Source organism: Sphaerisporangium rhizosphaerae (assembly GCF_042665155.1).
GTDB lineage: Bacteria > Actinomycetota > Actinomycetes > Streptosporangiales > Streptosporangiaceae > Sphaerisporangium > Sphaerisporangium rhizosphaerae.
In genome coordinates this window covers 303103-325702 of the sequence record NZ_JBHTCG010000002.1, presented here as the reverse complement: position 1 = coordinate 325702, position 22600 = coordinate 303103, and the positions used below count along the sequence as shown (strand labels likewise).

Annotated in this window: 22 protein-coding genes; 12 read left to right on the top strand and 10 right to left on the bottom strand. The window is 72.7% G+C overall.

The annotated features are described in order from the left end of the window. Positions 1 to 276: 276 nt before the first annotated feature. Entirely contained in the window at positions 277 to 2400 is a 2124-nt protein-coding gene (gene glgX / locus ACFQSB_RS04125; RefSeq protein ID WP_380824292.1) for a glycogen debranching protein GlgX, read from the top strand. Between the two features lie 34 nt (positions 2401 to 2434). On the opposite strand, the gene ACFQSB_RS04120 is transcribed toward glgX, so the two are convergent. Further along, entirely contained in the window at positions 2435 to 2842 is a 408-nt protein-coding gene (locus ACFQSB_RS04120) for a hypothetical protein (protein ID WP_380824291.1), read from the bottom strand. Positions 2843 to 3000: 158 nt separating this feature from the next. Here ACFQSB_RS04120 and ACFQSB_RS04115 point away from each other — a divergent pair, with 158 nt between their 5' ends. Beyond that, positions 3001 to 3723 (top strand): pyrimidine reductase family protein, encoded by a 723-nt coding sequence (locus ACFQSB_RS04115; RefSeq protein ID WP_354838881.1) that lies wholly within the window; start codon positions 3001 to 3003, stop codon positions 3721 to 3723. Then, on the top strand, positions 3720 to 4853 hold the full coding sequence (locus ACFQSB_RS04110; protein WP_459117322.1) for an ATP-dependent DNA ligase: 1134 nt from the start codon (positions 3720 to 3722) through the stop codon (positions 4851 to 4853). The genes ACFQSB_RS04115 and ACFQSB_RS04110 overlap by 4 nt, the downstream gene beginning before the upstream one ends. A gap of 102 nt (positions 4854 to 4955) precedes the next feature. Here the strand turns inward: ACFQSB_RS04110 and ACFQSB_RS04105 are convergent, their stop codons facing one another. Then, on the bottom strand, positions 4956 to 5396 hold the full coding sequence (locus ACFQSB_RS04105; protein ID WP_380824290.1) for a hypothetical protein: 441 nt from the start codon (positions 5394 to 5396) through the stop codon (positions 4956 to 4958). A 136-nt stretch (positions 5397 to 5532) separates the two neighbouring features. Further along, positions 5533 to 6267: an AfsR/SARP family transcriptional regulator gene (locus ACFQSB_RS04100; RefSeq protein WP_380824288.1), complete on the bottom strand. Its 735-nt coding sequence runs from the start codon at positions 6265 to 6267 to the stop codon at positions 5533 to 5535. 177 nt (positions 6268 to 6444) lie between these two features. Here ACFQSB_RS04100 and ACFQSB_RS04095 point away from each other — a divergent pair, with 177 nt between their 5' ends. After that, positions 6445 to 6684, top strand: a complete 240-nt coding sequence (locus ACFQSB_RS04095; RefSeq protein ID WP_380824286.1) for a helix-turn-helix domain-containing protein — start codon at positions 6445 to 6447, stop codon at positions 6682 to 6684. Then, complete coding sequence (locus tag ACFQSB_RS04090; RefSeq protein WP_380824285.1) at positions 6681 to 7235, top strand: Clp protease N-terminal domain-containing protein; 555 nt, start codon at positions 6681 to 6683, stop codon at positions 7233 to 7235. Before ACFQSB_RS04095 ends, ACFQSB_RS04090 begins: the two co-directional genes overlap by 4 nt. 63 nt (positions 7236 to 7298) lie before the next feature. Here the strand turns inward: ACFQSB_RS04090 and ACFQSB_RS04085 are convergent, their stop codons facing one another. Then, positions 7299 to 8099, bottom strand: a complete 801-nt coding sequence (locus tag ACFQSB_RS04085) for an alpha/beta fold hydrolase (protein ID WP_380824284.1) — start codon at positions 8097 to 8099, stop codon at positions 7299 to 7301. 63 nt (positions 8100 to 8162) lie between these two features. Here ACFQSB_RS04085 and ACFQSB_RS04080 point away from each other — a divergent pair, with 63 nt between their 5' ends. The 3 genes from ACFQSB_RS04080 to ACFQSB_RS04070 all read left to right on the top strand — a co-directional run bounded on the left by ACFQSB_RS04080 (position 8163) and on the right by ACFQSB_RS04070 (position 11537). Continuing rightward, positions 8163 to 8705 carry a PadR family transcriptional regulator gene (locus tag ACFQSB_RS04080; RefSeq protein ID WP_380824282.1) on the top strand — a complete coding sequence of 181 codons (543 nt, stop codon included), beginning with the start codon at positions 8163 to 8165 and terminating at the stop codon, positions 8703 to 8705. A 249-nt stretch (positions 8706 to 8954) separates the two neighbouring features. Then, on the top strand, positions 8955 to 10115 hold the full coding sequence (locus ACFQSB_RS04075) for a carbohydrate kinase family protein (RefSeq protein ID WP_380824281.1): 1161 nt from the start codon (positions 8955 to 8957) through the stop codon (positions 10113 to 10115). A gap of 147 nt (positions 10116 to 10262) precedes the next feature. Then, positions 10263 to 11537, top strand: coding sequence for a C39 family peptidase (locus ACFQSB_RS04070; RefSeq protein WP_354919698.1), 1275 nt, complete (start codon positions 10263 to 10265; stop codon positions 11535 to 11537). An 85-nt stretch (positions 11538 to 11622) separates the two neighbouring features. On the opposite strand, the gene ligD is transcribed toward ACFQSB_RS04070, so the two are convergent. Beyond that, positions 11623 to 12642: a non-homologous end-joining DNA ligase gene (gene ligD / locus ACFQSB_RS04065; RefSeq protein WP_380824279.1), complete on the bottom strand. Its 1020-nt coding sequence runs from the start codon at positions 12640 to 12642 to the stop codon at positions 11623 to 11625. Between the two features lie 129 nt (positions 12643 to 12771). Here ligD and msrB point away from each other — a divergent pair, with 129 nt between their 5' ends. Beyond that, a complete protein-coding gene (gene msrB / locus ACFQSB_RS04060) occupies positions 12772 to 13176 on the top strand; it encodes a peptide-methionine (R)-S-oxide reductase MsrB (protein ID WP_354919692.1) in 405 nt (134 codons plus the stop codon). Positions 13177 to 13464: 288 nt separating this feature from the next. On the opposite strand, the gene ACFQSB_RS04055 is transcribed toward msrB, so the two are convergent. The 3 genes from ACFQSB_RS04055 to hemG form a co-directional block, all read right to left on the bottom strand. Further along, positions 13465 to 13998, bottom strand: coding sequence for a hypothetical protein (locus ACFQSB_RS04055; RefSeq protein ID WP_380824277.1), 534 nt, complete (start codon positions 13996 to 13998; stop codon positions 13465 to 13467). A gap of 230 nt (positions 13999 to 14228) precedes the next feature. Beyond that, positions 14229 to 14870, bottom strand: a complete 642-nt coding sequence (hemQ, locus tag ACFQSB_RS04050; RefSeq protein WP_354839703.1) for a hydrogen peroxide-dependent heme synthase — start codon at positions 14868 to 14870, stop codon at positions 14229 to 14231. A 105-nt stretch (positions 14871 to 14975) separates the two neighbouring features. Continuing rightward, positions 14976 to 16424: a protoporphyrinogen oxidase gene (gene hemG / locus ACFQSB_RS04045; RefSeq protein WP_380824275.1), complete on the bottom strand. Its 1449-nt coding sequence runs from the start codon at positions 16422 to 16424 to the stop codon at positions 14976 to 14978. 128 nt (positions 16425 to 16552) lie between these two features. Between hemG and ACFQSB_RS04040 the strand changes: the two genes are divergently transcribed. Continuing rightward, positions 16553 to 17719 (top strand): DUF4349 domain-containing protein, encoded by a 1167-nt coding sequence (locus tag ACFQSB_RS04040; protein WP_380824274.1) that lies wholly within the window; start codon positions 16553 to 16555, stop codon positions 17717 to 17719. A gap of 13 nt (positions 17720 to 17732) precedes the next feature. Here the strand turns inward: ACFQSB_RS04040 and hemE are convergent, their stop codons facing one another. Further along, the gene (hemE, locus tag ACFQSB_RS04035) at positions 17733 to 18770 is read right to left on the bottom strand and encodes a uroporphyrinogen decarboxylase (protein WP_380824273.1); all 1038 of its coding nucleotides are present in this window, start codon (positions 18768 to 18770) and stop codon (positions 17733 to 17735) included. Positions 18771 to 19586: 816 nt separating this feature from the next. Between hemE and ACFQSB_RS04030 the strand changes: the two genes are divergently transcribed. After that, positions 19587 to 20189, top strand: a complete 603-nt coding sequence (locus ACFQSB_RS04030) for a DUF3000 domain-containing protein (RefSeq protein WP_354838845.1) — start codon at positions 19587 to 19589, stop codon at positions 20187 to 20189. Further along, complete coding sequence (locus ACFQSB_RS04025; protein ID WP_380824271.1) at positions 20186 to 21433, top strand: HRDC domain-containing protein; 1248 nt, start codon at positions 20186 to 20188, stop codon at positions 21431 to 21433. The genes ACFQSB_RS04030 and ACFQSB_RS04025 overlap by 4 nt, the downstream gene beginning before the upstream one ends. Before the next feature lie 58 nt (positions 21434 to 21491). Here the strand turns inward: ACFQSB_RS04025 and ACFQSB_RS04020 are convergent, their stop codons facing one another. Then, entirely contained in the window at positions 21492 to 22553 is a 1062-nt protein-coding gene (locus ACFQSB_RS04020) for a LacI family DNA-binding transcriptional regulator (protein WP_380824270.1), read from the bottom strand. Positions 22554 to 22600: the final 47 nt, after the last annotated feature.

The following is a 22600-nucleotide window of genomic DNA, read 5'->3' as shown; positions in this document are numbered from 1 at the left end:
GGACATGTCCACATTTGACCGATTTGCAGTATGTTGATGGAGCTTCCGGCGGCACCCTCACCACCGTCGGCCGCGAGCCCCCCATATGGCCGGAAAGATCTGGTAAATCAGACGCGCGGCCCTAAAATCAACGGTAGAGCCGGAACGCAAGCATCCAGGTCTGCGGCGGCGGAGCCCCCGGACGAGAGGAGATCACGGGAGCCCGGATCACGACAGAGCAACGAGCCGCGCGATCAAGCTGCACCGCGAAACGTTCCACGACCACAATGAGGCTACATGCGTGAGGTCTGGCCTGGTGAGCCGTACCCTCTGGGCGCCACCTGGGATGGCGTGGGTACGAGCTTCTCGCTCTTCTCCGAAGTCGCCGAGCGGGTCGAGCTCTGCCTTTTCGACCACGCCGGTCAGGAGAGCCGCGTCGACCTGCCCGAGGTCGACGGCTTCGTCTGGCACGGCTACCTGCCCGGCATCATGCCCGGCCAGCGGTACGGCTACCGCGTGCACGGGCCCTACGACCCGGCCGCCGGGCACCACTGCGAGCCGAGCAAGCTGCTGCTCGACCCCTACGCCAAGGCGATCGAGGGCGAGGTCCGCTGGGACCAGTCGCTGTACGCCTACCAGTTCACCGACCCGTCCCGGCGCAACACCGACGACAGCGGGCCGTACATGCCGAAGAACGTCGTGGTCAACCCGTTCTTCGACTGGGGCGACGACCGCCCGCCGCGCACCCCGTACCACGAGACGGTGATCTACGAGGCGCACGTGCGCGGGCTCACCATGCGCCACCCCGACGTGCCCCGCGAGCAGCGCGGCACCTACGCCGGCCTGGCACACCCCTCGGTGATCGACCACCTGGTGAGCCTCGGCGTGACGGCCGTCGAGCTGATGCCGGTGCACCAGTTCGTCCCCGAGCACGCGATGGTGGCGCGCGGCCTGACCAACTACTGGGGCTACAACACCATCGCCTTCCTGGCCCCGCACAACGCCTACGCGAGCGCGGGCCAGCGCGGCGAGCAGGTGCTGGAGTTCAAGGGGATGGTCAAGGCCCTGCACGAGGCCGGCATCGAGGTGATCCTCGACGTGGTCTACAACCACACCGCCGAGGGCGACCACATGGGCCCCACGCTGGCCTACCGCGGCATCGACAACGCCTCCTACTACCGGCTGCTGGACTCCGACCGGCGCCTGCTGCTCGACTACACCGGCTGCGGCAACTCGCTGAACGTCCGCTCGCCCCACGCGCTGCAGCTCATCATGGACTCGCTGCGCTACTGGGTCATGGAGATGCACGTCGACGGCTTCCGCTTCGACCTGGCCGCCGCACTGGCCCGCGAGCTGCACGACGTGGACCGCCTGTCGGCCTTCTTCGACCTGATCCAGCAGGACCCGGTGATCTCCCAGGTCAAGCTCATCGCCGAGCCGTGGGACGTCGGTCCGGGCGGCTACCAGGTGGGCAACTTCCCGCCCCTGTGGACCGAGTGGAACGGCAAGTACCGCGACAGCGTGCGCGACTTCTGGCGGGGCAGCCCGTCGGGGCTGCCGGAGTTCGCCTCGCGCCTGGCCGGCTCCTCCGACCTGTACGCGAACAGCGGACGCCGCCCGGTCGCCTCCATCAACTTCGTCACCTGCCATGACGGCTTCAGCCTGACCGACCTGGTCTCCTACGACCACAAGCACAACGAGGCCAACGCCGAGAACAACCGCGACGGCACCGACGACAACCGCTCCTGGAACTGCGGGGCCGAGGGGCCGGTCGAGGACCCCGCGATCGTCCGGCTGCGCCGCCGCCAGCGCCGCAACCTGCTGACCACGCTGTTCGTGTCGCAGGGCGTGCCCATGCTGCTGCACGGCGACGAGATCGGCCGCACGCAGCTCGGCAACAACAACGCCTACTGCCAGGACAACGAGGTGTCCTGGGTCGACTGGTCGCTGCTGCGGTCAGAGCCCGAGCTCCTCGACTTCGTCCGCGCGCTCGCCACGTTCCGCAAGCGGCATCCGGTGTTCCGGCGCCGGCGGTTCTTCCTCGGCCGGGTGCCCGAGGGCGACGTCCGCGACATCGTGTGGCTGACGCCGTCGGGCAAGGAGATGACCTCGGGCGACTGGCACAGCGGCTTCGGCAAGGCGATGGCGGTGTTCCTCAACGGCGAGGCGATCAGCGAGCCGGGGCCGCGGGGCGAGCGCATCAGCGACGACTCCTTCCTGCTGCTGGTCAACGCCCACCACGAGAACATCACCTTCGCCCTGCCCGGCGGCGAGTTCGGCCCCGGCTGGCGGCCTGTCCTGGACACCGCCGAAGAGCGCGTCGACCTGCGCACCCCCTCCCACGCCCTGCACCTGCCCGGCGCCCTGGTCGCCGTCACCAGCCGGTCCATGCAGATCCTGCGCGCCACCGCCGGTTCCTGACCGCCGGGGGCGGCGCCGCCCGTCCAAGGCACGCTCAGAGCATCGCGGCGGTGAGCAGCACCAGCACGAAGGTCGCCAGCGCCGCGAGGCCGTGCAGGAGCACGGCGATGACGGGGAAACCCTGTTCGGCGCCCTTGGCATGCCGCCCGCCGCCGATCCAGCGGGTGAACATGGCGAAGCCGAGCAGCAGGGCCGCGCACAGCAGGCTCAGCGACAGCCACAGGTAGCCATGGCGCCCGCTGACCACGAAGCCCAGCCACGAGGCCAGCGAGCAGACTCCCAAGGCGGGGTGCAGGAAGACCAGAGTGGCCGGGAAACGGGTCACCTTGGTCTTCTGCTGGCGCAGCCCTCCCCCGGTCAGCCACAGACCCAGGAGATAGACCCCGAGGCCCGCCGCCACCACCCATATCGCCACCGCCGCCAGCCGCACCAGGCCCTCCATTCGCCGCCGCGTGTTCCTCCTCCCCTACATCTGAGCCCGGCGGCGTAACGCTACGCATCCCATGTCTCACAAATGGCTATATATAGCGAGCTATTGCTTCGGCGACCTTGCCGCCCCCTCCGCGACCCGGCAATTCCCCTTGTGCCAAGGTAGGAAGCGTGCGACGCATCCTTCCCAGCCCCGCGGACGACGTCGATCTCGCCCACGCCTACGCCTACCCCCGGTCCGGCTGCCTGCGCCTGAACATGGTGGCCGGCGCCGACGGCGGCGCCTGGCTCAAAGGCGTGTCGGAGGGCCTGTCAGGCAAGGGCGACCGGCGCCTGTTCGGCGTGCTGCGCGGCCTGGCCGACGTGGTGCTCGCCGGCGCCGCCACCGTGCGCACCGAGGCCTACGGGCCGGCCCGCCCGCGCCCGTCCTGGCGCGAACTGCGGGTCGGACGCCCGCTCTCCCCGCCCATCGCCGTGATCACCCGGCGCCTGGACCTCGACCTGGCCAGTCCGCTGTTCACCGAGGCCGAGCCGTACGCTAGGACGATCGTGATCACCACCGAGCGCGCGCCCAAGGACCGCCGCGACGAGGCCGCACGGCACGCCGAGGTGATCGTGGCCGGCGACGAGCGGGTCGACATGTCCCTCGCCGTGGCCTCGCTGCGCGAGCGCGGCCTCGGCCGCATCCTGTGCGAGGGCGGGCCGAGGATCAACGGGCAGCTCGCGGCGGCCGGGCTGGTGGACGAGCTGTGCCTGACCGTCAGCCCGGTCCTGACCGGCGGCGACTCCGCGCGCATCCTCAACGGGCCCGCCTCCCACGTGCCCCTGCGCCTCGCGCACGTCCTCACGGAAGAAGACTTCCTGTTCTGCAGGTACACCCGGGAGCCGAAATGACCCTCCCCGAACAGCCGAGCCGTCCCGGCCGTCCCGCCCCGCCGGAGCCGCCTCCCGAGATGGACCTGCCGGTGCCGCCGCCGGTGGCGCCGATGCTCGCCAAGGCCGTCAAGGCCCTGCCCGCGCAGGACGGCACCCTGCTGTACGAGCCGAAGTGGGACGGCTTCCGCTGCATCGTGTTCCGCGACGGCGACACCGTCTACCTGGGCAGCCGCAACGAGCGGCCCTTCAACCGCTACTTCCCCGAGCTCATCGAGGCGGTGCGGCGCGAGCTGCCCGAGCGCTGCGTCGTCGACGGCGAGATCGTCCTGCGGCAGGGCCAGATCCTCGACTTCGACGCGCTGCAGCAGCGCATCCACCCGGCCGCCTCGCGGGTCAAGCTGCTCGCCGAGCGCACGCCCGCCTCGTTCGTCGCCTTCGACCTGCTCGCGATCGGCGGCGACAGCCTGATGGACACCCCGTTCGGGGAGCGCCGCGCCCGGCTCGCCGAGGCCCTGGCCGGCGCGGGCGACCGCGTCCGGCTCACCCCCGTCACCGCCAGCGACCAGCGCGCGGGCGAGTGGTTCGAGATGTTCGAGGGCGCCGGACTGGACGGCATCGTGGTCAAGCGCACCGACCAGCCCTACGAGCCCGACCGGCGCACGATGTTCAAGGTCAAGCACGAGCGCACGGCCGACTGCGTCGTCGCCGGCTACCGCGAGCACAAGTCGGGCCCGGTCGTCGGGTCTCTGCTGCTCGGCCTGTACGACGAGGCCGGTGTGCTGCACCACGTGGGGGTGTCGGCGTCGTTCCCGATGAAGCGCCGCGCCGAGCTGATCGAGGAGCTCAAGCCCTACCTGCTGGAGGACCTGGGCGGGCATCCGTGGAGTTCGTGGACCTCGCAGGACGAGAACACCGCCCAGCGCATGCCCGGGGCGATCTCCCGGTGGAGCGCGGGCAAGAACCTCGCGTTCATCCCGCTGGATCCCCGGCTGGTGGTCGAGGTCGCCTACGACCACATGGAGGGCAACCGGTTCCGGCACACCGCCCAGTTCCGGCGCTGGCGCACCGACCGCACCCCCGAGTCGTGCACCTATGCCCAGCTCGAGACCCCGGTCGGCTACAACCTGGACGACATCCTGGCCCGCTGACCGACGGCGCGCGGCGGCGCGGAGGGACGCGGAGGGACATGGGCTGGGAGCCCATGTCCCGGGGCGCGCCCGCGAGAACCCGCCGTGGTCCTGCGGAATGGCTCAGTCGGTCGTGCCGGAGCTCATCTCGGACCTGCCCTTCTTGCTGGAGGAGCCCTTCTCGGACTTGCCCTTCTTGGACGACGAGCTCTTGCCCTTCTTCTCCGACTTGTCGCAGCTGCCGAAGGCGGAGTCGAAGCCGTCGGAGTACCCGCGCTCGTAGTCCGCCTCGGCGGCCTTCAGGCCCTGGGGCTTGTTCTTCTTCCCGCTGCCGGACTTACAGGCGTCCCTGCCGTCCAGGTATCCCTCCCCGTACCCCTTCTTGAAGTCGTCGCGGTCGCGCGGCAGCACGCGCAGTCCCGCCGGCCCCGCCGGGGCCTGCTGTGCGCCGGCGACCGCCGTCGCGGGCCGCGGCGCCGAGGACGCCTGCGCGACCCCGGAGGTGTAGAGCGAGAGTGACAGGAGCGCCGGGCCGAGGAGCATCAAGGATCGCTTGCCTACCATGGCCGACTCCTTTTCTCTTGTGGCCATCGATTCGGGCCGCTGGGGGCGGAGGCCGCCCCCGGGGTCCGATCCACATGCTTTCCGGGGCCGCGCCACCACGCCGTGACGGCGGCGTGACGCGGGATCACGGCGCCGCTCACCGCTGGGCGACGGCGCGCAGACCGGCGACGAGGTCGGAGACCAGCGGGGTCGGGCGCAGGCCGAGCTCGCAGGACAGCAGGCGCTCGTAGCGCTCGAAGACGCGCAGGGCCTCGGCCTGGTTGCCCTCGGCCAGGTGTGCGCGGATCAGCGCCGCGTGGGCGCTCTCGCGCAGGGGCTCGGCGCGCACGGCCGTCCCCGCGGCGGCGACGGCGTCGGCGAACCTGCCGACCTCGACGAAGTCGTCGGCGAGGGCCTCCAGGGCGTGCAGGCGCAGTTGGTGCCACTCCTCGGCCTCGCGGACCACCCAGTCGTCGTACCAGCCGGGCAGCAGGTCCACCGACAGGGCCTCCACGGCGGCGGCGCTGAGGTCCGCGCCGGCCGGCCGCTCGCCCGGGTCCAGGACGCGCCGGGCCAGGGCGCGCGCCTCGCCGATGTCGACGCCGGCGGCCGGGCTCAGCCGCACCTCGGTGGATCCGATGTCGAGCACCTGCCGGCCGGCGGCCTCCAGTCGCGCCAGCGCGGAGCGCAGGCTGGCCTGCGCCCGCCGCTCGGGCCGGTCGGGCCACAGCGTGCCCGCCAGCAGCGTGCGAGGCACTCCCTGCCCGCAGAGGGCGGTGAACGACACCAGGCGCTCGGTTCCGCCCGAGACCGTCACCTGTTCCCCTCCGACCAGAAGCCGGAAGCCTCCCAGAAGATCGACCCGCAGCGCGGGCCGCTCGCCGCTCCCCATAGTTCTGCTGCCTCCCACGTGGAAAGCGAGTCGTCTGGTAAGCAGCCCTCCCGTCGCCGTCCCTCCCCGGCTATGTACCCGGCATGTACGGATTTGTCCCGTTCTGCGGGCGCGTCTGGCGCACCGATCTCGTCAGCTTCTGCTGACAAACGGCCGATGTCAGCTTATGCTGACATCATGAGCGCAGCGACCGAACTCGCCGCGGCGGCCGACAGCCGCGATCCGGCCACCGGCCTCGCCGCCGTGGCCGCCCTGCGCCGGCTCCTGGAGGAGTTGGAGGCCGCCCACGTCGGCAACGCGCGGGCACAGGGCTGGTCGTGGGAGGCGATCGCCGCCGCCCTCGGCGTACGGCGTCAGACCGCGCACAGGAAGCACGCCCACCGGGTCATCGGCGAGGCATCGGGGAGTGAGAGATGAGCATGTTCGTAAGGTTCACCCCGCAGGCGCGGCGGTCCATGGTCCGCGCGGGCCTGCTGGCCGTGGACGCCGGCCGGCCTCACCTGGACGAGGACGTCATCCTGCTGGCGCTGGCCGAGACCCGTCCGTTCGAGCGGCCCCTCGACGGCTTTGACCTCGACGCCGAGACCGTCCGCGCCGCGGTCGCCTCCCAAGGAGGCGACCAGGAACTGCTGGCCGCGCTCGGCATCGACCTTGAGGAGGTGCGGCGGCGCATGTCCGGGCTCACCCGGGCCGACGACCCGGCGCGCTGGACGCTGCGGCGCTCGCGGTGGCGACCGTTGCGGGTGACGCTCTCCGGCCCCGTCCACGACCTGCCGCTGACCGGCCGGGCCAGGAAGGTCGTGGAGGTCGCCATGAACCGGCGCGCGGCCCGCCGGGTGACCGGCGAGGATCTGATGTGCGGGCTGCTCGCCGACAGCGCCAACCGCTCGGTGCGCATCATGCGCGCGAGCGGCGTCGACCTGCGCCGCCTGGCCGCAGGCCTCGGCTTCCTGCGCCGCGCCGCCTGAGGGCGCCCCCGTCCGGCGGGCCGCCCCGTTCCCGCGGGCGTCCCCCCGGCCGTCAGGTCCGGCTCAGACCCTGTGCCGGTTCACGAACGCCATGATCGTGTCGAGCACCTGGGGCCCGTGCGGGGTCTCGAAGAGCGATGAGGCGTGCGCCGACTCGTCCGGGACGACGACGACCTGCCGGTCGGGCGCCAGGACGGCCGCGTCGTCGGACTCGCGCATGCGCTTGGCGCGGTCGCCGTCGTAGACGCCGGCGATCTGCAGCAGCGGGACCCTCAGGCGGGCCGCCTCCTCGGGAAGCGGCGGGCCCGCCAGGGCGACCACGGCCGCGACACGGTCCCCGAGCTTCAGCGCCGCGCTCACCGACAGCGTGCCGCCCATCGAGCCGCCGGCCAGGACGATGCGCCCGACACCGCGCTCCTTGTCCAGCCGCCTGGCCATGTCCACGATGTTGTCCTCGGGAATGGCCTCCAGATCGCGGGCGTAGAGCAGCACGCGGTAGCCGGCCGAGACCAGCCGGTCGGCGAGGGGCCGCCAGGTGCAGGCGTTGCCGCCGCGCTCGTAGGAGATCACCACTCCGGTGGCGCCCTTGCCCATGACGACGCCGGGCAGTTTCTCCTCGCCGTAGGTGAAGATCTTCCCGTCGTCCTCGGTGTAACACCCCGACAGGTTCGGCCCCTTGGGGAGCGGGCGCTTCGGGGACGGGGAGAGCGTGGGAGCGGGCGCCGCCGACGGCGTGGCGGCGGGCGTCCCGGACGCCGATGGACCGGCGCTCGCGCCCCGCCCGCCCGCGGCCGTCGCTCCCGTCTCGCCCCCGCACGCGCTCAGCGCCATGACCACTGCCGCCAGCCCGACGATCGCTCGCATGACCACCACCATCTCGCTCTATGTCTGAACTGACATAGTGCCGCACACTACACTCGGGGTGCGATGCCATCAACACTTGGTTTCGCGATCCTGGCCTCGCTCGCCAAGGACGCGAGGACCGGCTACGAGCTCACCGCCGTCATGAACCGCCCGGTGGGCTACTTCTGGACGGCCCGCCACAGCCAGATCCACACCGACCTGCAGAAGCTGCTCGCCGACGGCCTGGTGCGGTTCGAGGCCGAGCACGGGCCCGGGCCGCAGGGCAAGAAGGTCTACCACCTGACCCCCGAGGGCCGGGCGGCGCTGCGCGACTGGGTCACCGAGCCGCCGCGCGCCCGCACCGAGCGTGATGAGCTGGTGCTGAAGACCTACGCGTCCTGGCTCGCCGACCCCGCCGAGATGGCCGAGCTGTTCCGCGCCCAGCTCCTGCTGCACGAGGAGCGCATCGCCCGGTACGAAGGGCAGCGGGCGGGCTTCGCGGGCGTCCCCGACCCCGGCGATCCGGCGTTCGGCAACTACGCGGCCCTGTGGTGCGGTCTGAGCTACGAACGCCACCGCGCCGAATGGTGCCGCTGGATGATCGGGCGGCTGGACCCGTCCGCCTGACGCCGCACGGCGCCGCCCGAGAACCGAGCGGCCCTGCCGGTCCGCCCGACGCCGCGCGGCGCCGCCAGGGCGGGCCGGGCCGCCCGCCTGACCCGCCGGGGCGGCGGGCATCCTCACCGGGTGCTTCAGGGCCGCGACCTGCGGGAACGGCGGGCCGCACGGGCGGGCACCGGCTTGATCACCCTTGATCTGGGTGGGCGAAACATGCGAGAGTGCGCACATCTTCGCACGTCGAGGGGGAGCACCACCGTGTCAGTCCAGGCATACGATCCGCTAGCCGACCAACGCGGCCCGGAGGGGCCCGAGTTCGACGTGTTCACGGCGGGCACCGTCTTCCTCGACATCGTCTTCACCGGCCTGCAGGCCATGCCGGCCGCCGGCACCGAGGTGTGGGCCGAGGGCATGGGGTCGTGCCCGGGCGGCATCGCCAACCTCGCCATCGCCTCCAGCCGGCTCGGGCTGCGCACCTCGATGGCCGCCGCGTTCGGGGACGACGACTACGCCGACTTCAACTGGCGCATCCTGTCGGAGCAGGAGTCGGTCGACCTGTCGCGCTCGCGCCGGTTCCAGCGGTGGCACTCCCCCGTGACCGTCTCGATGGCCGTCAACCGCGACCGCAGCATGGTCACCCACGGCCATCCCGCGCCCATGTCGCCGACGCAGATGATCGGCCGCCCGCCCCGTTCGCGGGCCGTCATCGCGCCGCTGTCGCTGGAGGAGCCGCTCGGCGACGACGAGGCGTGCACCTGGGCCGACCTCGCGCGCAAGGACGGCGCGCTGATCTTCGCCGACGTCGGCTGGGACCCCTCGGAGACCTGGTCGGCCTCGGTGCTCGACCAGTTGTCGGTCTGCCACGCCTTCATGCCCAACGCCGTCGAGGCCATGGCGTACACCGGCACCGAGACCCCGCGCGAGGCGCTGTACGCCATCGCCGACCGGGTGCCGCTCGCGGTGGTGACCGACGGGGCCAACGGCGCGATGGCCATCGACTCCACCACCGGCGAGGAGGCCTACGCTCCGGCGTTGCGGGTGACCGCGCTCGACCCGACGGGCGCGGGCGACGTCTTCGGGGCCGGCCTGGTGCTCGGCACGCTGTCGGGCTGGCCGCTGGCCGACCGCCTGTCCTTCGCCGGGGTCTGCTCGGCCCTCGCCGTGCAGCAGTTCGGCGGCTCGCTCGCCGCCCCCGGCTGGGGGGACATCGCCGACTGGTGGCACGACGTGCGGGCCGCCGCCGCCAGTGGCCACAGCGGCGCCTACATCGACTCGCTGGCCCGCCGGTACGCCTTCCTGGACAAGCTCGTGCCCGCCGTCCCGGTGGGCGCCGTTCGCCGCGCCGCCGCCACGATGTCGCGGCACGCCGACGTGGCCGCCGGCGCGGCCGTGACGACCCCTCCGGTCGAGAGCGAGTGAGACCCCGGCGGCCCTGATGCGGCACGCCGGCGCCGGCGATGTGGCCAGGACGTCACCTTTGTCTACTCATACGTAAACCATCCGATGCGAGCGGCGGTCAAAGGATCTACCGTCGGCGGCCAACCGACCGACAGGCAAGGTGAGCCCATGCGCGTGCTGACCAGGTTCCTCTCCACCCTCCTTAGCACATCCCTGTCCGCCGTCCTTTTCACCGCGGGTTCCGCGAGCCCCGCCATGGCCGGGAGCGGGCCCGCCCCCGCCGCGGTGGACGTGACCTACCAGCGGGCCTCCTTCCACCAGGGCAGGGCCGAGGGCGTCGCCCCCGGCAGGACGCTGTCCTTCGCCCGCCCCGTGGGGACCACCGTCTACACCGACGCCCTGGGCACCAAGACGTGGGAGTACGCCCGGTGGACCGGCACGGAGCGGCAGATCGGCTTCGCCGCCACCGAGGCCGTCGCCTCGTGGAACGCCGACGTCCCCGCCGGGAGCTGGCTGCAGGTCGAGATGCGCGGCCGCAACTCCACCGGCCAGACCAAGTGGTACGTGCTCGGGCGCTGGTCCTACGCCGAGGGCGACATCCTGCGCACCTCGGTGCCGAGCCAGGGCGACGACAACGGCTACGTCTCCGTGGACACCTTCGTCGCAGCCGACGACCGGCCGATCACGAGCTACCAGCTTCGCCTCACGCTGTACCGCACGCCGGGCTCCCACGTGGTGCCGAAGGTGCGGGCGCTCGGCGCGATGGCCTCGGCCGCGCCCGACCGCGCCACCGTGCCGGTCAGCCCCGGCGGCGCCGCCTGGGGCGTCGAGCTGAACGTGCCGCGCCGCTCGCAGAACGTCCACGCCGGCCACTACCCCGAGTGGGACGGCGGCGGGGAGGCCTGGTGCAGCCCGACCTCCACCACCATGGTCCTCGGCTACTGGGGCAAGTGGCCGAGCGCGCAGGACACCGCCTGGGTGGACCCCGCCGACCCCGACCCCGAGGTCGACTACGCCGCCCGGTACACCTACGACCACGACTACGAGGGCGCCGGCAACTGGCCGTTCAACACCGCCTACGCCGGCCGGTACGGCATGGAGGGGTTCGTCACCCGGCTGCGCTCGCTCACCGAGATGGAACGCCTGATCGCCGCGGGCATCCCCGTCGTGACCTCCCAGTCGTTCAAGAAGGAGGAGCTGCCCGGCGCCGGGTACAGCACCAACGGCCACCTCATGGTGATCATCGGCTTCACCGCGACCGGTGACGTGATCGCCAACGACCCGGCCTCGCCGAACGACGACGCGGTGCGCCACGTCTATCCGAGGGCGAACTTCGAGAACGTCTGGCTGCGCGGCTCCAGCAGCCGCGGCGTGGTCTACGTCATCCACCCGCCGAACCGGCCGCTGCCCCCCACCACCCCGGGCCTGCCCGCCAACTGGTGACCCGCCCGGGCCTCACAACTCGGGCCTCACAACTCCGGCCGCCGTCCCTTCCGGACGGCGGCCGGTCGCGTGCGGGCGCGGCGGATCAGCCCGCCCCGGGCTGCTCCCCCTCGGGCCTGGCCTTGCTGGGCTGGACGCGCTTGGGCTCGCCGGGCATTTTGGGGTAGTTGGGCGGGTAGGGCATGTCGCCGCGCTCGTCCTTGGCGTACCACTCGAGCAGCGGCTCGATGGAGAAGGCCCGGTCGTCGATCTCGGCGTGCACGTCGCCGAGCTCGGCGAAGCGCGGGGGGACGGTGCGGATGTCGAAGTCTCGCGGATCGACCTGCGCCAGCTCCTCCCAGGTGACCGGCGTCGAGACCGGGGCGTGCGGCCTGGCCCGGACGGAGTAGGCGCTGGCGATGGTGCGGTCGCGGGCGTTCTGGTTGTAGTCGATGAAGACCTTCTCGCCGCGCTCCTCCTTCCACCAGGCCGTGGTGGTGAGGTCGGGACGGCGGCGCTCGACCTCGCGGGCGAGGGCGATGGCGCTCTGGCGCACCTCGGTGAACGACCAGTGGCGCTCGATGCGCACGTTGATGTGGATGCCGCGCGTGCCGGAGGTCTTGGGGAAGCCGCGCATGCCGAGCTCGTCGAGGATCTCGCGCACGGCGAACGCCGTCGCCCGGGCGTCCTCGAAGCCGGTGCCCGGCTGGGGGTCGAGGTCGATGCGCAGCTCGTCGGGGCGCTCCACGTCGTCGGCGCGGGTGGGCCAGGGGTGGAAGTCGATGGTGCCGAGGTTGGCACAGTAGGCGATGGCGGCGACCTCGGTCACCCGCAGCGCGTCGGCGCTTCGCCCGCTCGGGAAGCGCACCGTGACGGTCTGCAGCCAGTCGGGGTGCCGGGGCGGGACGCGCTTCTGGTAGATGGCCTCTGTCAGCACGCCGTCGGGGTGGCGCTTGAGGTAGGTGGGCCGGTCTCTGAGCGCGCGCAGAGCGCCCTCGCCGACCGACACGTAGTATTCGACCAGCTCGCGCTTGGTCGCACCGATGTCAGGGAAGTAGACCTTGTCCGGGTTGGTGACCTTGACGGTCCGGCCCCCGACGTTGAGCTCGATGAACGGCGACGCCATGCCTTCGACCGTACCCCGCGCCACCGACAGGAACCGGGGCGGGCGGGCGCGCCCCGAGGGCCGCTGACGAAGTGCTTACGTCGTCGGTCCGCGCGATCCCCATCGCCTGCGCCCGCATAGGCTTAAGGCATGGAAAAGGTGGTCAAGAGCGAGGCCGATTGGCGCGTCCAGCTGTCCCCCGAGGAGTTCCGCGTGCTGCGCCAGGCGGGCACCGAGCGCCCGTGGACCGGCGAGTACGTCGACACCAAGGCCGAAGGGGTCTACTCCTGCCGCGCCTGCGGAGCCGAGCTGTTCCGTTCCGACACCAAATTCGACTCGCACTGCGGATGGCCGTCGTTCTTCGAGCCGTCGGAGTCCGAGGCCGTCACCCTGATCGAGGACCACTCTCTGGGCATGTCCCGGGTCGAGGTCCGCTGCGCCCGCTGTGACTCCCACCTCGGGCACGTCTTCCACGGCGAGGGCTACGCGACGCCCACCGACGACCGCTACTGCATCAACTCCGTGTCCCTGCGGCTGGTCCCCGCCGACTCCTGACCGATCGCCCGGCTCCCGCAACTCGTCCCATATGCCCGCATTCGTCACGGAAAGCCAGCGGAATGTCACCGTCAGCGAGTGGTCATGCCGCCGTGCGGGTAGACCCATCCCGGGCGCACGCCTTCGCGCGGGCCCGGGTCGGGGTTCGTGCGGGAGCCGTGTGCACCTTCGTCACAGGTGGGAGACGATCGAGACCATCGGCCAGGTGGTCACACAGCGCTGCGCGGTCTGCGGCCGGACGCGCGTGCGGGTGCGGCGGCCTCCGCCCCCGGGCAGGGCGGACACCTCTCAGTCCGGAGCGGGATGGGTGAGCCGGCACGACTTGTCGCCCGCGCCGATGATGTTGGCCAGCACCGGGTTGCCGTTCTGACCGAACTCCGCCTGCACGAAGACCACGGGGTGCTCGTCCCCGACCTCCTGCACGAGGTACTCCAGCCCGCGCTTGCACAGGTCGATCGCCGGCTTGGAGTCGTGCGCCGACTCCGGCAGGTCGGTGTAGATGCGCAGGTACTTCCCGACGGTCCTGATGTCGGTGATGCGTTTGATCGCCTTGTCGTCCACCCAGCGCTGCTTGAAGTAGCTCACCGCCTTGGCATCGGTGTGCTCGGAGGGACCCGACGCCGTCTTGGCCGGGTCGCGGGCCTTCTTGGCCTTGGCTCCGGCGGCCCTGGCCTGGGAGCCGCCACCGGACTCCACCGGCGCGGCGGGAGGCGCCGCCGCCACCCGCGGCGGGGGCGGCGCCAGGCCGGCGACGGCCTGGCCGCCGTCCGGCCGCAGGAACACCGCACCGACCGCCAGGGCCCCCACCGTGACGGCGGCCACCCCTAAGAAACCCTCGAGAACGCGCGCGCGGCGGGCCTTGCGCCGCCGGTGCCCCCCTCGCCTGGACCGTGCCAGACTCTTGCCCCTGGTCACCCTCTGCCTCACTTCGACACGGGAATCCCCACGAGTATGCCAAAGATCGCATCCTCGCGGCGGTTGTTCCCCAAAAGTAACAGATGTGTCCTTTGAGGCTTGAGTGACAGATGTCGCGATTGTCCGGCTATGCAGGCTTATGGGAGGGCGGTCAGCAGCTCTCCGACCGGCTTGCGGGTGCCGGTGTAGAAGGGCACCTCCAGGCGGGTGTGCCGCCGGGCGTCGGAGGCCCGCAGGGCGCGCATCAGATCGACGATGCGGTGCAACTCGTCGGCCTCGAAGGCGAGGATCCACTCGTAGTCGTTCAGCGCGAACGACGAGACGGTGTTGGCCCGCACGTCGGGGTACCCCCGGGCGAGCGCGCCGTGCTCGGCGAGCATCCTGCGGCGCTCGGCGTCCTCCAGCAGGTACCACTCCAGCGAGCGCACGAACGGGTAGACGCAGACGTAGCCGCGCGCCTCCTCCTCGGCCAGGAACGCCGGGATGTGCGACTTGTTGAACTCGGCGGGCCGGTGCAGGGCCATCGCCGACCACACCGGCTCGCTCGCCCGGCCCAGGGACGTCCTGCGGAACCGCCCGTAGACCTCCTGGAGGTCCTCGGCGGTGGGCGCGTGCCACCAGAACATGTAGTCGGCGTCGGCGCGGAACCCGGCCACCTCGTAGGCGCCGCGGGTCACCACGTCCTTCTCGGCGGCCTGGGCGAACAGGGCCTCGACCTCGTGCGCCAGATCCTGCCGCTCGCCGGGCAGCTCCTCGCGCACCCGGAAGACCGACCACATGGTGTAGCGGATCACCTCGTTGAGATCGCGCGCCTTGGGCCGCGCCCGCTCCTCACTCACAAGTCCACGCTCGCTTCCGTCGAATGCTCTGACCGGCGCGGCACCTCAGCGGGTGCCGGCCGCCGGCTGGTCCTCACGCCATTCTCCCCCGCGCTCCTCCCGCAGGTGCGCGAGGATGCTCGCCGCCGCCGCGCGCGCGGAGGCGACGCAGGCGGGGATGCCCACCCCGTCGTAGGCCGCGCCGCACACGGCCAGGCCCGGCTGGACGGCCACGGCGGCGCGGATGCGCGCCACGCGGTCGAGGTGGCCCACCTCGTACTGCGGCAGTGCGCCGCCCCAGCGGGTCACCCGGGTGTCGAGCGGCAGCCCGCGAACGCCCATGACCTCGGCCATCTCGGTCATGGCCAGGGCGACCAGCTCGCCGTCGTCGCGCTGCAGGACGGCCTCCTCGCCCAACCGGCCGATGGAGCAGCGCAGCACCAGCACGCCGGGATCGGCCTCGGCCAGATGGGGCCACTTGACCGTGCTGAAGGTCACGGCCTTGACGGCCCGGCCCTCGACCGGCGGCACCAGGTAGCCGCTGCCGGAGGGCTGCTCGGGGAAGGCCGCGCGCGGATAGGCCAGGGTGACGATCGCCATGCTGGCGTACTCCACCCGGGACAGCTCGGCGGCGGCCTTGGGCACCTCGCCGGACAGCAGCCGGCCGGCCGCCGGCGCGGGCACCGCGAGGATCACCGCGTCGGCCTCGACGGTCTCGGGGGCGCGCGCCGGGCCGGTCACCAGGCGCCATCCGGCGCGCGTGCGGCTCAGCTCGCGCACCATGACGCCGGTGCGCACCTCGGCGCCGGACGCCGCGGCGACCGCCTCAGGCAGGCCGCCCATGCCGCCTCTCAGTGTCGTGAACACCGGGCCGGCGTCCTTGGGGGCCTTCGCGGCCATGGCGCGGGCCGCCTGGAGCAGGGAGCGCTCGGTGCGGGCCGCCGTGGCGACGGCGGGCATGGTGGCGTCCAGCGAGAGCATCTCGGCGCGCCCGGCGTAGACGCCGCCGAGCAGCGGCTCGACCAGGCGGTCGAGGACCTCCCCGCCCATGCGGGCCCGGATGTAGGCGGCCACCGAGACGTCGGAGGTGATCAGGGTCGCGGGCAGGACCTGGTCGAACGGCACCCGGACCAGGCCGCCGGGCGACAGGACCCCGGAGCGGGCCAGCTCGGCGAGGTCGGAGGGAACGCCCATGACCTGCCCCTTGGGCATCGGCCGCAGCGCTCCCCTGCTGTAGATGGAGGCTCCCACGGAGGCGGGATGGACCAGATCGCCGCCGGCGCCGGCCATGCGCGCCAGCTCCTTGCCCTCCGGACGCCGGGCCAGCATGGCCTCCGCGCCCTCGTCCACCGGGAAGCCCGCAACCTGCGAGGCGTGCAGCTTGCCGCCGATGCGCGAGGCGCCTTCGAGCACGGTGACCGCAACGTCGCCGTCCTCCTGGCGGAGGTGCAAGGCCGCGGCCAGCCCCGCGATGCCCCCGCCGACGACCACGACGTGCCGCCGAGTAGGTTCCATGCCCCCAGACGTTACCCTCCGGCACCGCCGGTGCGGGCCGCGGCTCCGGCGGGCCCCTGGTCGAGACCGTGACGGCATTGTGACGCGGCACGTCAAACCCGCCGAGAGGCCGCGTCGTCAACCATGACATGAGCAGATTACGATGCCGCCCGGCCCTCGCGGCGGCCCTGGCGGCGGCGGCCTTCGCGCTGTCCGGCTGCGGGGGCCCTGCCTCCTTATCGGACGAGGCCGGCGCACCGGCGGTCGCACCCGTCCAGAGGGACGAAGGCGCGGCCGGCCAGGCCGGCGACTCCACGAAGGTGACGCCGCAGAAGGCGGCCCCCACTCCCGACGCGCCCCAGGCCGGCCCGCGGGCGATCGTGTACACGGGCGAGATGACGGTGCGGGTGAAGGACGTCACCGCGGCCACCGACACCGCCAAGCGGATCGTCGCCGGCGCCGGGGGCCGGCTGGACGGCGAGCAGGCGGCCGCCCTGGCGCGCCAGGACACCTCGACCCTGGTGTTCAAGATCCCGCCGGACCACTACGCGACGGTGACCGACCGGCTCGGCAAGGAACTGGGCACCCGCGTGTCGCTGCGCCTGTCCACCGAGGACGTCACCGAGGAGATCGCCGACGTCGGCAGCCGCGTGAAGTCGGCCAAGGCGGGCCTGGACCAGCTCCGCTCTCTGCTGAAGAAGGCGAAGAACGTCTCGGAGGTGCTCAAGGTCGAGCGGGAGATCTCCGGCCGCGAGGCCGACCTGGAAGCCCTGCAGGCGCGCCAGCGCAGCCTCGCCACGCGCGTCGCCGACGGCACACTCACCCTGCACGTGGAGGGGCCGGTGCGCCGGGAGCCCATGGTGCACCGGCCGAAGCCCCAGCCGCCGAACTTCTTCACCGGCCTGCGGTCGGGGTGGACGACGCTCAAGCAGACGGCGCGGGTCGGCCTCGCGGTCTTCGGAGCGCTGCTGCCGTGGCTGGCGGTGCTCGCCGTGCTGTGGGCGGCCTACGTCGGCGCCCGCCGGGGGATCAGGGCGCTGCGCCGGGGGCGCGGCGGCGATGACGGCCCCGGCGTGGCCGTCCCGCCCACGCCCCACCCCGGCGCGCCGCCAGAGCACGCCCTCCCCGGGAACCCGTCGTCCGAGTCCCAGAACTCCCCGGAGAGACCGGAGCCCCCGGCCCCCTCGGAGACGCCGGAGACCCGGGAGAGGCCGGAGGGTGAGGCCCCGCTCGCCGACCGCCCTGTATGGCCCTTCTCCGGCCCCGTCGGCCAGGGACACCCTCCGCACTCCGGCGAGCCCGGCCGACTCGAATAGTGCTGGGACGCGGTCAGCGGGTTGAGGCTTCGTGGACGAGGTCGGTGAGGCGGGTGAGTTGGTCGGGGTCGGTCGTGGGGAGCACGCCGTGGCCGAGGTTGAACACGTGGCCGCCCGCCGCCCGCCCCCGCGCGAGGATGTCGCGGGCGCGCCGCTCGACGACCTCGAAGGGGGCGAACAGGATGGCCGGGTCGAGGTTGCCCTGCAGGGCCTTGCCCTCGCCGACCCGGCGCGCGGCCTCGTCCAGGGGGACGCGCCAGTCGACGCCGACCACGTCCGCGCCGGCCTCGCCGAGCAACCCGAGCAGCTCTCCGGTGCCCACGCCGAAGTGGATGCGCGGCACGTCGAGGTCGGCCAGGCCGGCGAAGATGCGGCTGGTGTAGGGCATGACGAACTCGCGGTAGTCGTCGGGGGCCACCGCGCCGACCCAGGAGTCGAACAGCTGGAGGGCCGAGGCGCCGGCGTCCGCCTGGACCCGCAGGTAGGCCAGCGTGATCTGGGTGAGGCGGTCCATGAGCGCGTGCCACAGCGCCGGCTCGCCGTACATCATGGCCTTGGTGTGGTCGTGGTTCTTGGACGGGCCGCCCTCGATGAGGTAGGACGCCAGCGTGAAGGGGGCTCCGGCGAAGCCGATGAGCGGCGTGGGGCCGAGCTCCTTGGTCAGCGCGCCGATGGCCTCGGTGACGTAGGGCACGTCGCCGGGCGTCAGGTCGCGCAGCGCGGCGACCGCGGCGGCGTCCCTGATCGGGGCGGCGATGACGGGGCCGACGCCGGGCCGGAGGTCCAGGTCGACGCCGATGGCCTTGAGCGGCACGACGATGTCGCTGAAGAAGATCGCCGCGTCCACGCCGTACCGCCGCACGGGCTGCATCGTGATCTCCACGATGAGGTCGGGCGTGGCGCAGGCCGTGAGCATGGGCACATCGGCGCGCACGGCGCGGTACTCCGGCAGCGCGCGCCCAGCCTGACGCATGTACCAGACGGGCGTGTGCGGCACGGGCAGACCTCTGCACGCGCGGATGAACGGGGACTCGGCGGTCTCGGGATTCACCTGACCAGAGTGCCACGCCGGTCACGTGGTCGGAGCATCGCCTGGCCGGGGGAACAGGGGGGCCGCGCCGCGCGGAAGGGGGCCGGCGGCCGCACGCAGGGGCCACGCGGCCGTCGGAGGGCCACGCGGCCGTTGAAGGCGGCGCCGGCGGGCCCGGCGGAAACAAGTCCGCCGCCTTCCTGGAGGGCGACGGCAAAGTTTGCCGCGAAAAAGTTACCTACCAGGCCGATGTCCGGTCATGGTGAACGACGTGGCGATCCGTACAATATGTCTGGTTCAGTAGGGGCAGTCTGCGGCCCGGACGGCCGCCGACCGCGCCAATCAGCGGCCAAGCGCAGGTACAGTACGTCTCACGCGAGGTTCGTGATCATGTCACGGCTGGTTCAAATGCTCGCCAAATCACCGCGCGGCGCTGATTCGGTGACCACTTTCGGGACACGCCGAGCGCGTTGCGGGGAAATGTCGCCGTGACGTGTCAACGTCGGACCAGCCCTCGAGTTCACGGACATGGCGCGCGCGGGGATGCGCCGGCCAGGCGGCGGCGCGCGCTCCTGTCCGTGCGAGCACTCGATCTTGGGACCCGACGAAAGGCCCGCGATGACCGCGATGTGGAGTTCCTCCGAGCACCGCACTGTGCATTGTGCGCTCCGTGCCGGCGAGCAGGGGTTCGAGGAGCAACCCCGCCACCACCTGCGCCACGACCGGGTCTCCATGGAGCGTGGCGGCGCACCGGTGATGACGGCTTGATCACCTTCGGTGTCCTCCGCGCATACCCCCCTGCTTCCGGCCCCGCCCGCTCCGTCCTACGCTGCCATCATGACCATCGGTGACGCGCCACCGGCCCCCGCCGCATTCCGGCGGGCGCTGGAAAGCCTGCGTCCCACCGAGGTCAGGCCCGAGATCGAGCTGGAGGACATCCCCGCCCCCCAGCGGCTGGCCCCCTACTCCGGCGCGGTCGGCGCGTCGGTCTACCGCGACGACGACGAGCTCGCGGTCGGCCGGCTGATCATGCTGTTCGACCCCGACGGCCAGCGCGGGTGGGACGGCCCCTTCCGCCTGGTCGCCTACGTGCGCGCCGACATGGAGCCGGAGATCACCTCCGACCCGATGCTCGGCCCGGTGGCGTGGAGCTGGCTGACCGAGTCCCTGGACTCCCACCAGGCGCGGTACGCCGCCGCCGGCGGCACCGTCACCCGCGCGGTGTCGGAGGGCTTCGGCAACAAGGCCGACGACCCGGTCACCACCGAGCTGGAGCTGCGGGCCTCGTGGTCCCCCCTGGAGGAGGACCTGTCGGCCCACGTCGCCGCCTGGTGCGACCTCATCTGCCTCGCCGCGGGCATCCCACCCCTGCCACCTGACGTCGCGGCCCTGCAGCCGCGGACCGCGCGTCGCGAAGACCCGGAGTCCTTCAGGACGTGACCGACGAAGAGATCATCCCCGCATCCGAGATAGTGCCGCTTCTGGAGCCCCGCGAGGGAATCCCGCCGGTCATCGAGGACCCCGCCGCGCTCGCCGCGGCCGTACAGGCGTTCGCCCAGGGCACCGGCCCGGTCGCCGTCGACGCCGAGCGCGCCTCCGGCTACCGCTACAGCGGCCGCGCCTACTTGGTCCAGCTGCGCCGCGCCGGGGCCGGCAGCGCGCTGATCGACCCCATCTCCTGCCCCGACCTGTCGCGGCTGGACGCCGCGCTGGACGGCGCCGAGATCGTGCTGCACGCCGCCACGCAGGACCTCGCGTGCCTGGCCGAGCTGGGCCTGGTCCCCCGCAGGCTCTTCGACACCGAACTGGCCGGGCGGCTGCTCGGCTACGAGCGCGTCGGCCTCGGCACGATGGTGGAGAACGTCCTCGGCCTGCGCCTGGAGAAGGGCCACTCGGCGGCCGACTGGTCCCACCGCCCGCTGCCCGAGGACTGGCTGCGCTACGCCGTGCTGGACGTCGAGGTGCTCATCGAGCTGCGGGACATGCTCTACGCGGAGCTGGAGAGCAGCGGCAAGCTGCCCTGGGCGCAGGAGGAGTTCGCCGCGATCCTCGCCGCTCCCCCGGCGCCGCCGCGCGTCGACCCGTGGCGGCGCACGTCGGGCATCCACCGGGTGCGCTCGCTGCGCGGCCTGGCGGTGGTGCGCGAGCTGTGGACGCTGCGCGACGAGCTCGCGCGGGAGGCCGACCTGGCCCCGGGCCGGGTGCTGCCCGACTCGGCCATCGTCACCGCCGCGCTCGAGCAGCCGCGCACGACCAAGGCGCTGACCGAGATCCCCCCGTTCACCGGGCGCAGCGCGCGGCGCCATCTGCGCGACTGGCTGAACGCCATCGGCCGGGCGCGCGTGCTGACCGAGGCGGAGCTGCCGCAGCAGAGCGGCCCCGGCGACGGTCCGCCGCCCGCCAACCGGTGGGCCGACCGCGACCCCGCCGCGGCCAGGCGGCTGGCCGCCGCCCGCACGGCCATCGCCGCGCTCGCCGACGCCAACCACATGCCCACGGAGAACCTCCTGCAGCCCGAGGCCGTGCGCCGTCTCACCTGGGAGCCGCCGGACGACCTCGGCGACGACGCGGTGGCCGAGCGGCTGCGCCGGCTCGGCGCGCGCGAGTGGCAGATCGCCCTGACCGCCCACCCGCTGTCCAAGGCGCTGATCCGCCTGGCGGCCAAGGAGGACCTCGGCGGCTGAGCGCCGCCTCCGCGAGCCCGCCAGGGGCCGCACCCGGGCAGGCGGGGTGTGCGCCGCCTCAGGGAGTGACCGGGGTGTGCGCCGCCGGGGCCGTGGTGGTCGCGGCCGTGCCCGGGGCGCCCAGCTTGCGGACGCTCTCGCGGAGCACGACCTGCCCGGCCACCGGCTCCACGCGGGGCGCGTCCTCGCTGGAGAGCGCGAGATCAAGGGCCATGGACCCCATGTGCGACAGCGGCAGCCGCACGGTGGTCACCGAGGGGACCACGTCGCGCAGCGTGGGGATGTCGTCGAATCCGGCCAGGGACAGCTCGCCGGGCACCTCGACGCCGCGGGCGCGGAAGGCGGCCAGCGCCCCCATCGCCATGACGTCGTTCACCGCGAACACGCAGGTGACCTCGGCGCCCATGTCCAGCAGTTCCTCGGCCGCGGCCTGCCCGCCGTCGCGGTCGAACCCGCCGTGCACGACGACGGGCGCGGGCAGGCCGAGCTCCGACAGCCCTTCGAGGAAGCCCAGCGTGCGGTCGGCGGCGGTGAACAGCCGCTTGGGACCGGCCAGCACGGCGAACCGGCGGTGGCCCTGGCCGGCGATCGCGTGGGCCAGCTCGCGGGCGCCCTCGCGGTTGAGCGGGGCCACGGTGTCGGTGCCGAGGAGGTCCTGCCCGATCATGGCGACCCGGCCGCCGGAGGCGCGGTACACCTCCAGCTCGGCGCGCAGCCTGCCGAGCAGGTAGGCGTCGTCGACGCGGGACCCGGTGATCAGGACCGCGCGGGCCCGCTGGGCGTTCAGCGTGGCCACCAGGGCGATCTCGCGCTCGGGGTCGCGGTAGGTGGTGCCGAGGGTCACCACCATGTCGTGCAGGTCGGCCGAGCGGATGGCGCCGTCGGCGATGGCGGCGAAGTAGGGGTCGGTGAGGTCCTGGATGATCACGCCCACGACGTTGCTGGCGCCCCGTGCCAGCGTCTGGGCGGCGGCGTCCACGCGGTAGCCGAGCTTGGCGGCCGAGGACTCGACCCTGACGCGCAGGGCCGCGCCGACCTGGCGGCTGCTGCCGTTGAGCACCCGCGACGCCGTGGCCAGTGACACCCCCGCGTGCCTGGCGACGTCCTCAAGCGTGATCATGGCGGTCCTCCTCCTGCCTGCCGCCCCTCCCTCAATTGTGCGGCGCT

Excerpts from the sequence above, each read along its gene's own strand:
- glgX (WP_380824292.1), top strand. The coding sequence starts at position 277 with ATGCGTGAGGTCTGGCCTGGTGAGCCGTACCCTCTGGGCGCCACCTGG.
- ACFQSB_RS04120 (WP_380824291.1), bottom strand. The coding sequence starts at position 2,842 with ATGGAGGGCCTGGTGCGGCTGGCGGCGGTGGCGATATGGGTGGTGGCG.
- ACFQSB_RS04110 (WP_459117322.1), top strand. The coding sequence starts at position 3,720 with ATGACCCTCCCCGAACAGCCGAGCCGTCCCGGCCGTCCCGCCCCGCCG.
- ACFQSB_RS04105 (WP_380824290.1), bottom strand. The coding sequence starts at position 5,396 with ATGGTAGGCAAGCGATCCTTGATGCTCCTCGGCCCGGCGCTCCTGTCA.
- ACFQSB_RS04100 (WP_380824288.1), bottom strand. The coding sequence starts at position 6,267 with ATGGGGAGCGGCGAGCGGCCCGCGCTGCGGGTCGATCTTCTGGGAGGC.
- ACFQSB_RS04095 (WP_380824286.1), top strand. The coding sequence starts at position 6,445 with ATGAGCGCAGCGACCGAACTCGCCGCGGCGGCCGACAGCCGCGATCCG.
- ACFQSB_RS04090 (WP_380824285.1), top strand. The coding sequence starts at position 6,681 with ATGAGCATGTTCGTAAGGTTCACCCCGCAGGCGCGGCGGTCCATGGTC.
- ACFQSB_RS04085 (WP_380824284.1), bottom strand. The coding sequence starts at position 8,099 with ATGCGAGCGATCGTCGGGCTGGCGGCAGTGGTCATGGCGCTGAGCGCG.
- ACFQSB_RS04080 (WP_380824282.1), top strand. The coding sequence starts at position 8,163 with ATGCCATCAACACTTGGTTTCGCGATCCTGGCCTCGCTCGCCAAGGAC.
- ACFQSB_RS04070 (WP_354919698.1), top strand. The coding sequence starts at position 10,263 with ATGCGCGTGCTGACCAGGTTCCTCTCCACCCTCCTTAGCACATCCCTG.
- ligD (WP_380824279.1), bottom strand. The coding sequence starts at position 12,642 with ATGGCGTCGCCGTTCATCGAGCTCAACGTCGGGGGCCGGACCGTCAAG.
- msrB (WP_354919692.1), top strand. The coding sequence starts at position 12,772 with ATGGAAAAGGTGGTCAAGAGCGAGGCCGATTGGCGCGTCCAGCTGTCC.
- hemQ (WP_354839703.1), bottom strand. The coding sequence starts at position 14,870 with ATGTGGTCGGTCTTCCGGGTGCGCGAGGAGCTGCCCGGCGAGCGGCAG.
- hemG (WP_380824275.1), bottom strand. The coding sequence starts at position 16,424 with ATGGAACCTACTCGGCGGCACGTCGTGGTCGTCGGCGGGGGCATCGCG.
- ACFQSB_RS04040 (WP_380824274.1), top strand. The coding sequence starts at position 16,553 with ATGAGCAGATTACGATGCCGCCCGGCCCTCGCGGCGGCCCTGGCGGCG.
- ACFQSB_RS04030 (WP_354838845.1), top strand. The coding sequence starts at position 19,587 with ATGACCATCGGTGACGCGCCACCGGCCCCCGCCGCATTCCGGCGGGCG.
- ACFQSB_RS04020 (WP_380824270.1), bottom strand. The coding sequence starts at position 22,553 with ATGATCACGCTTGAGGACGTCGCCAGGCACGCGGGGGTGTCACTGGCC.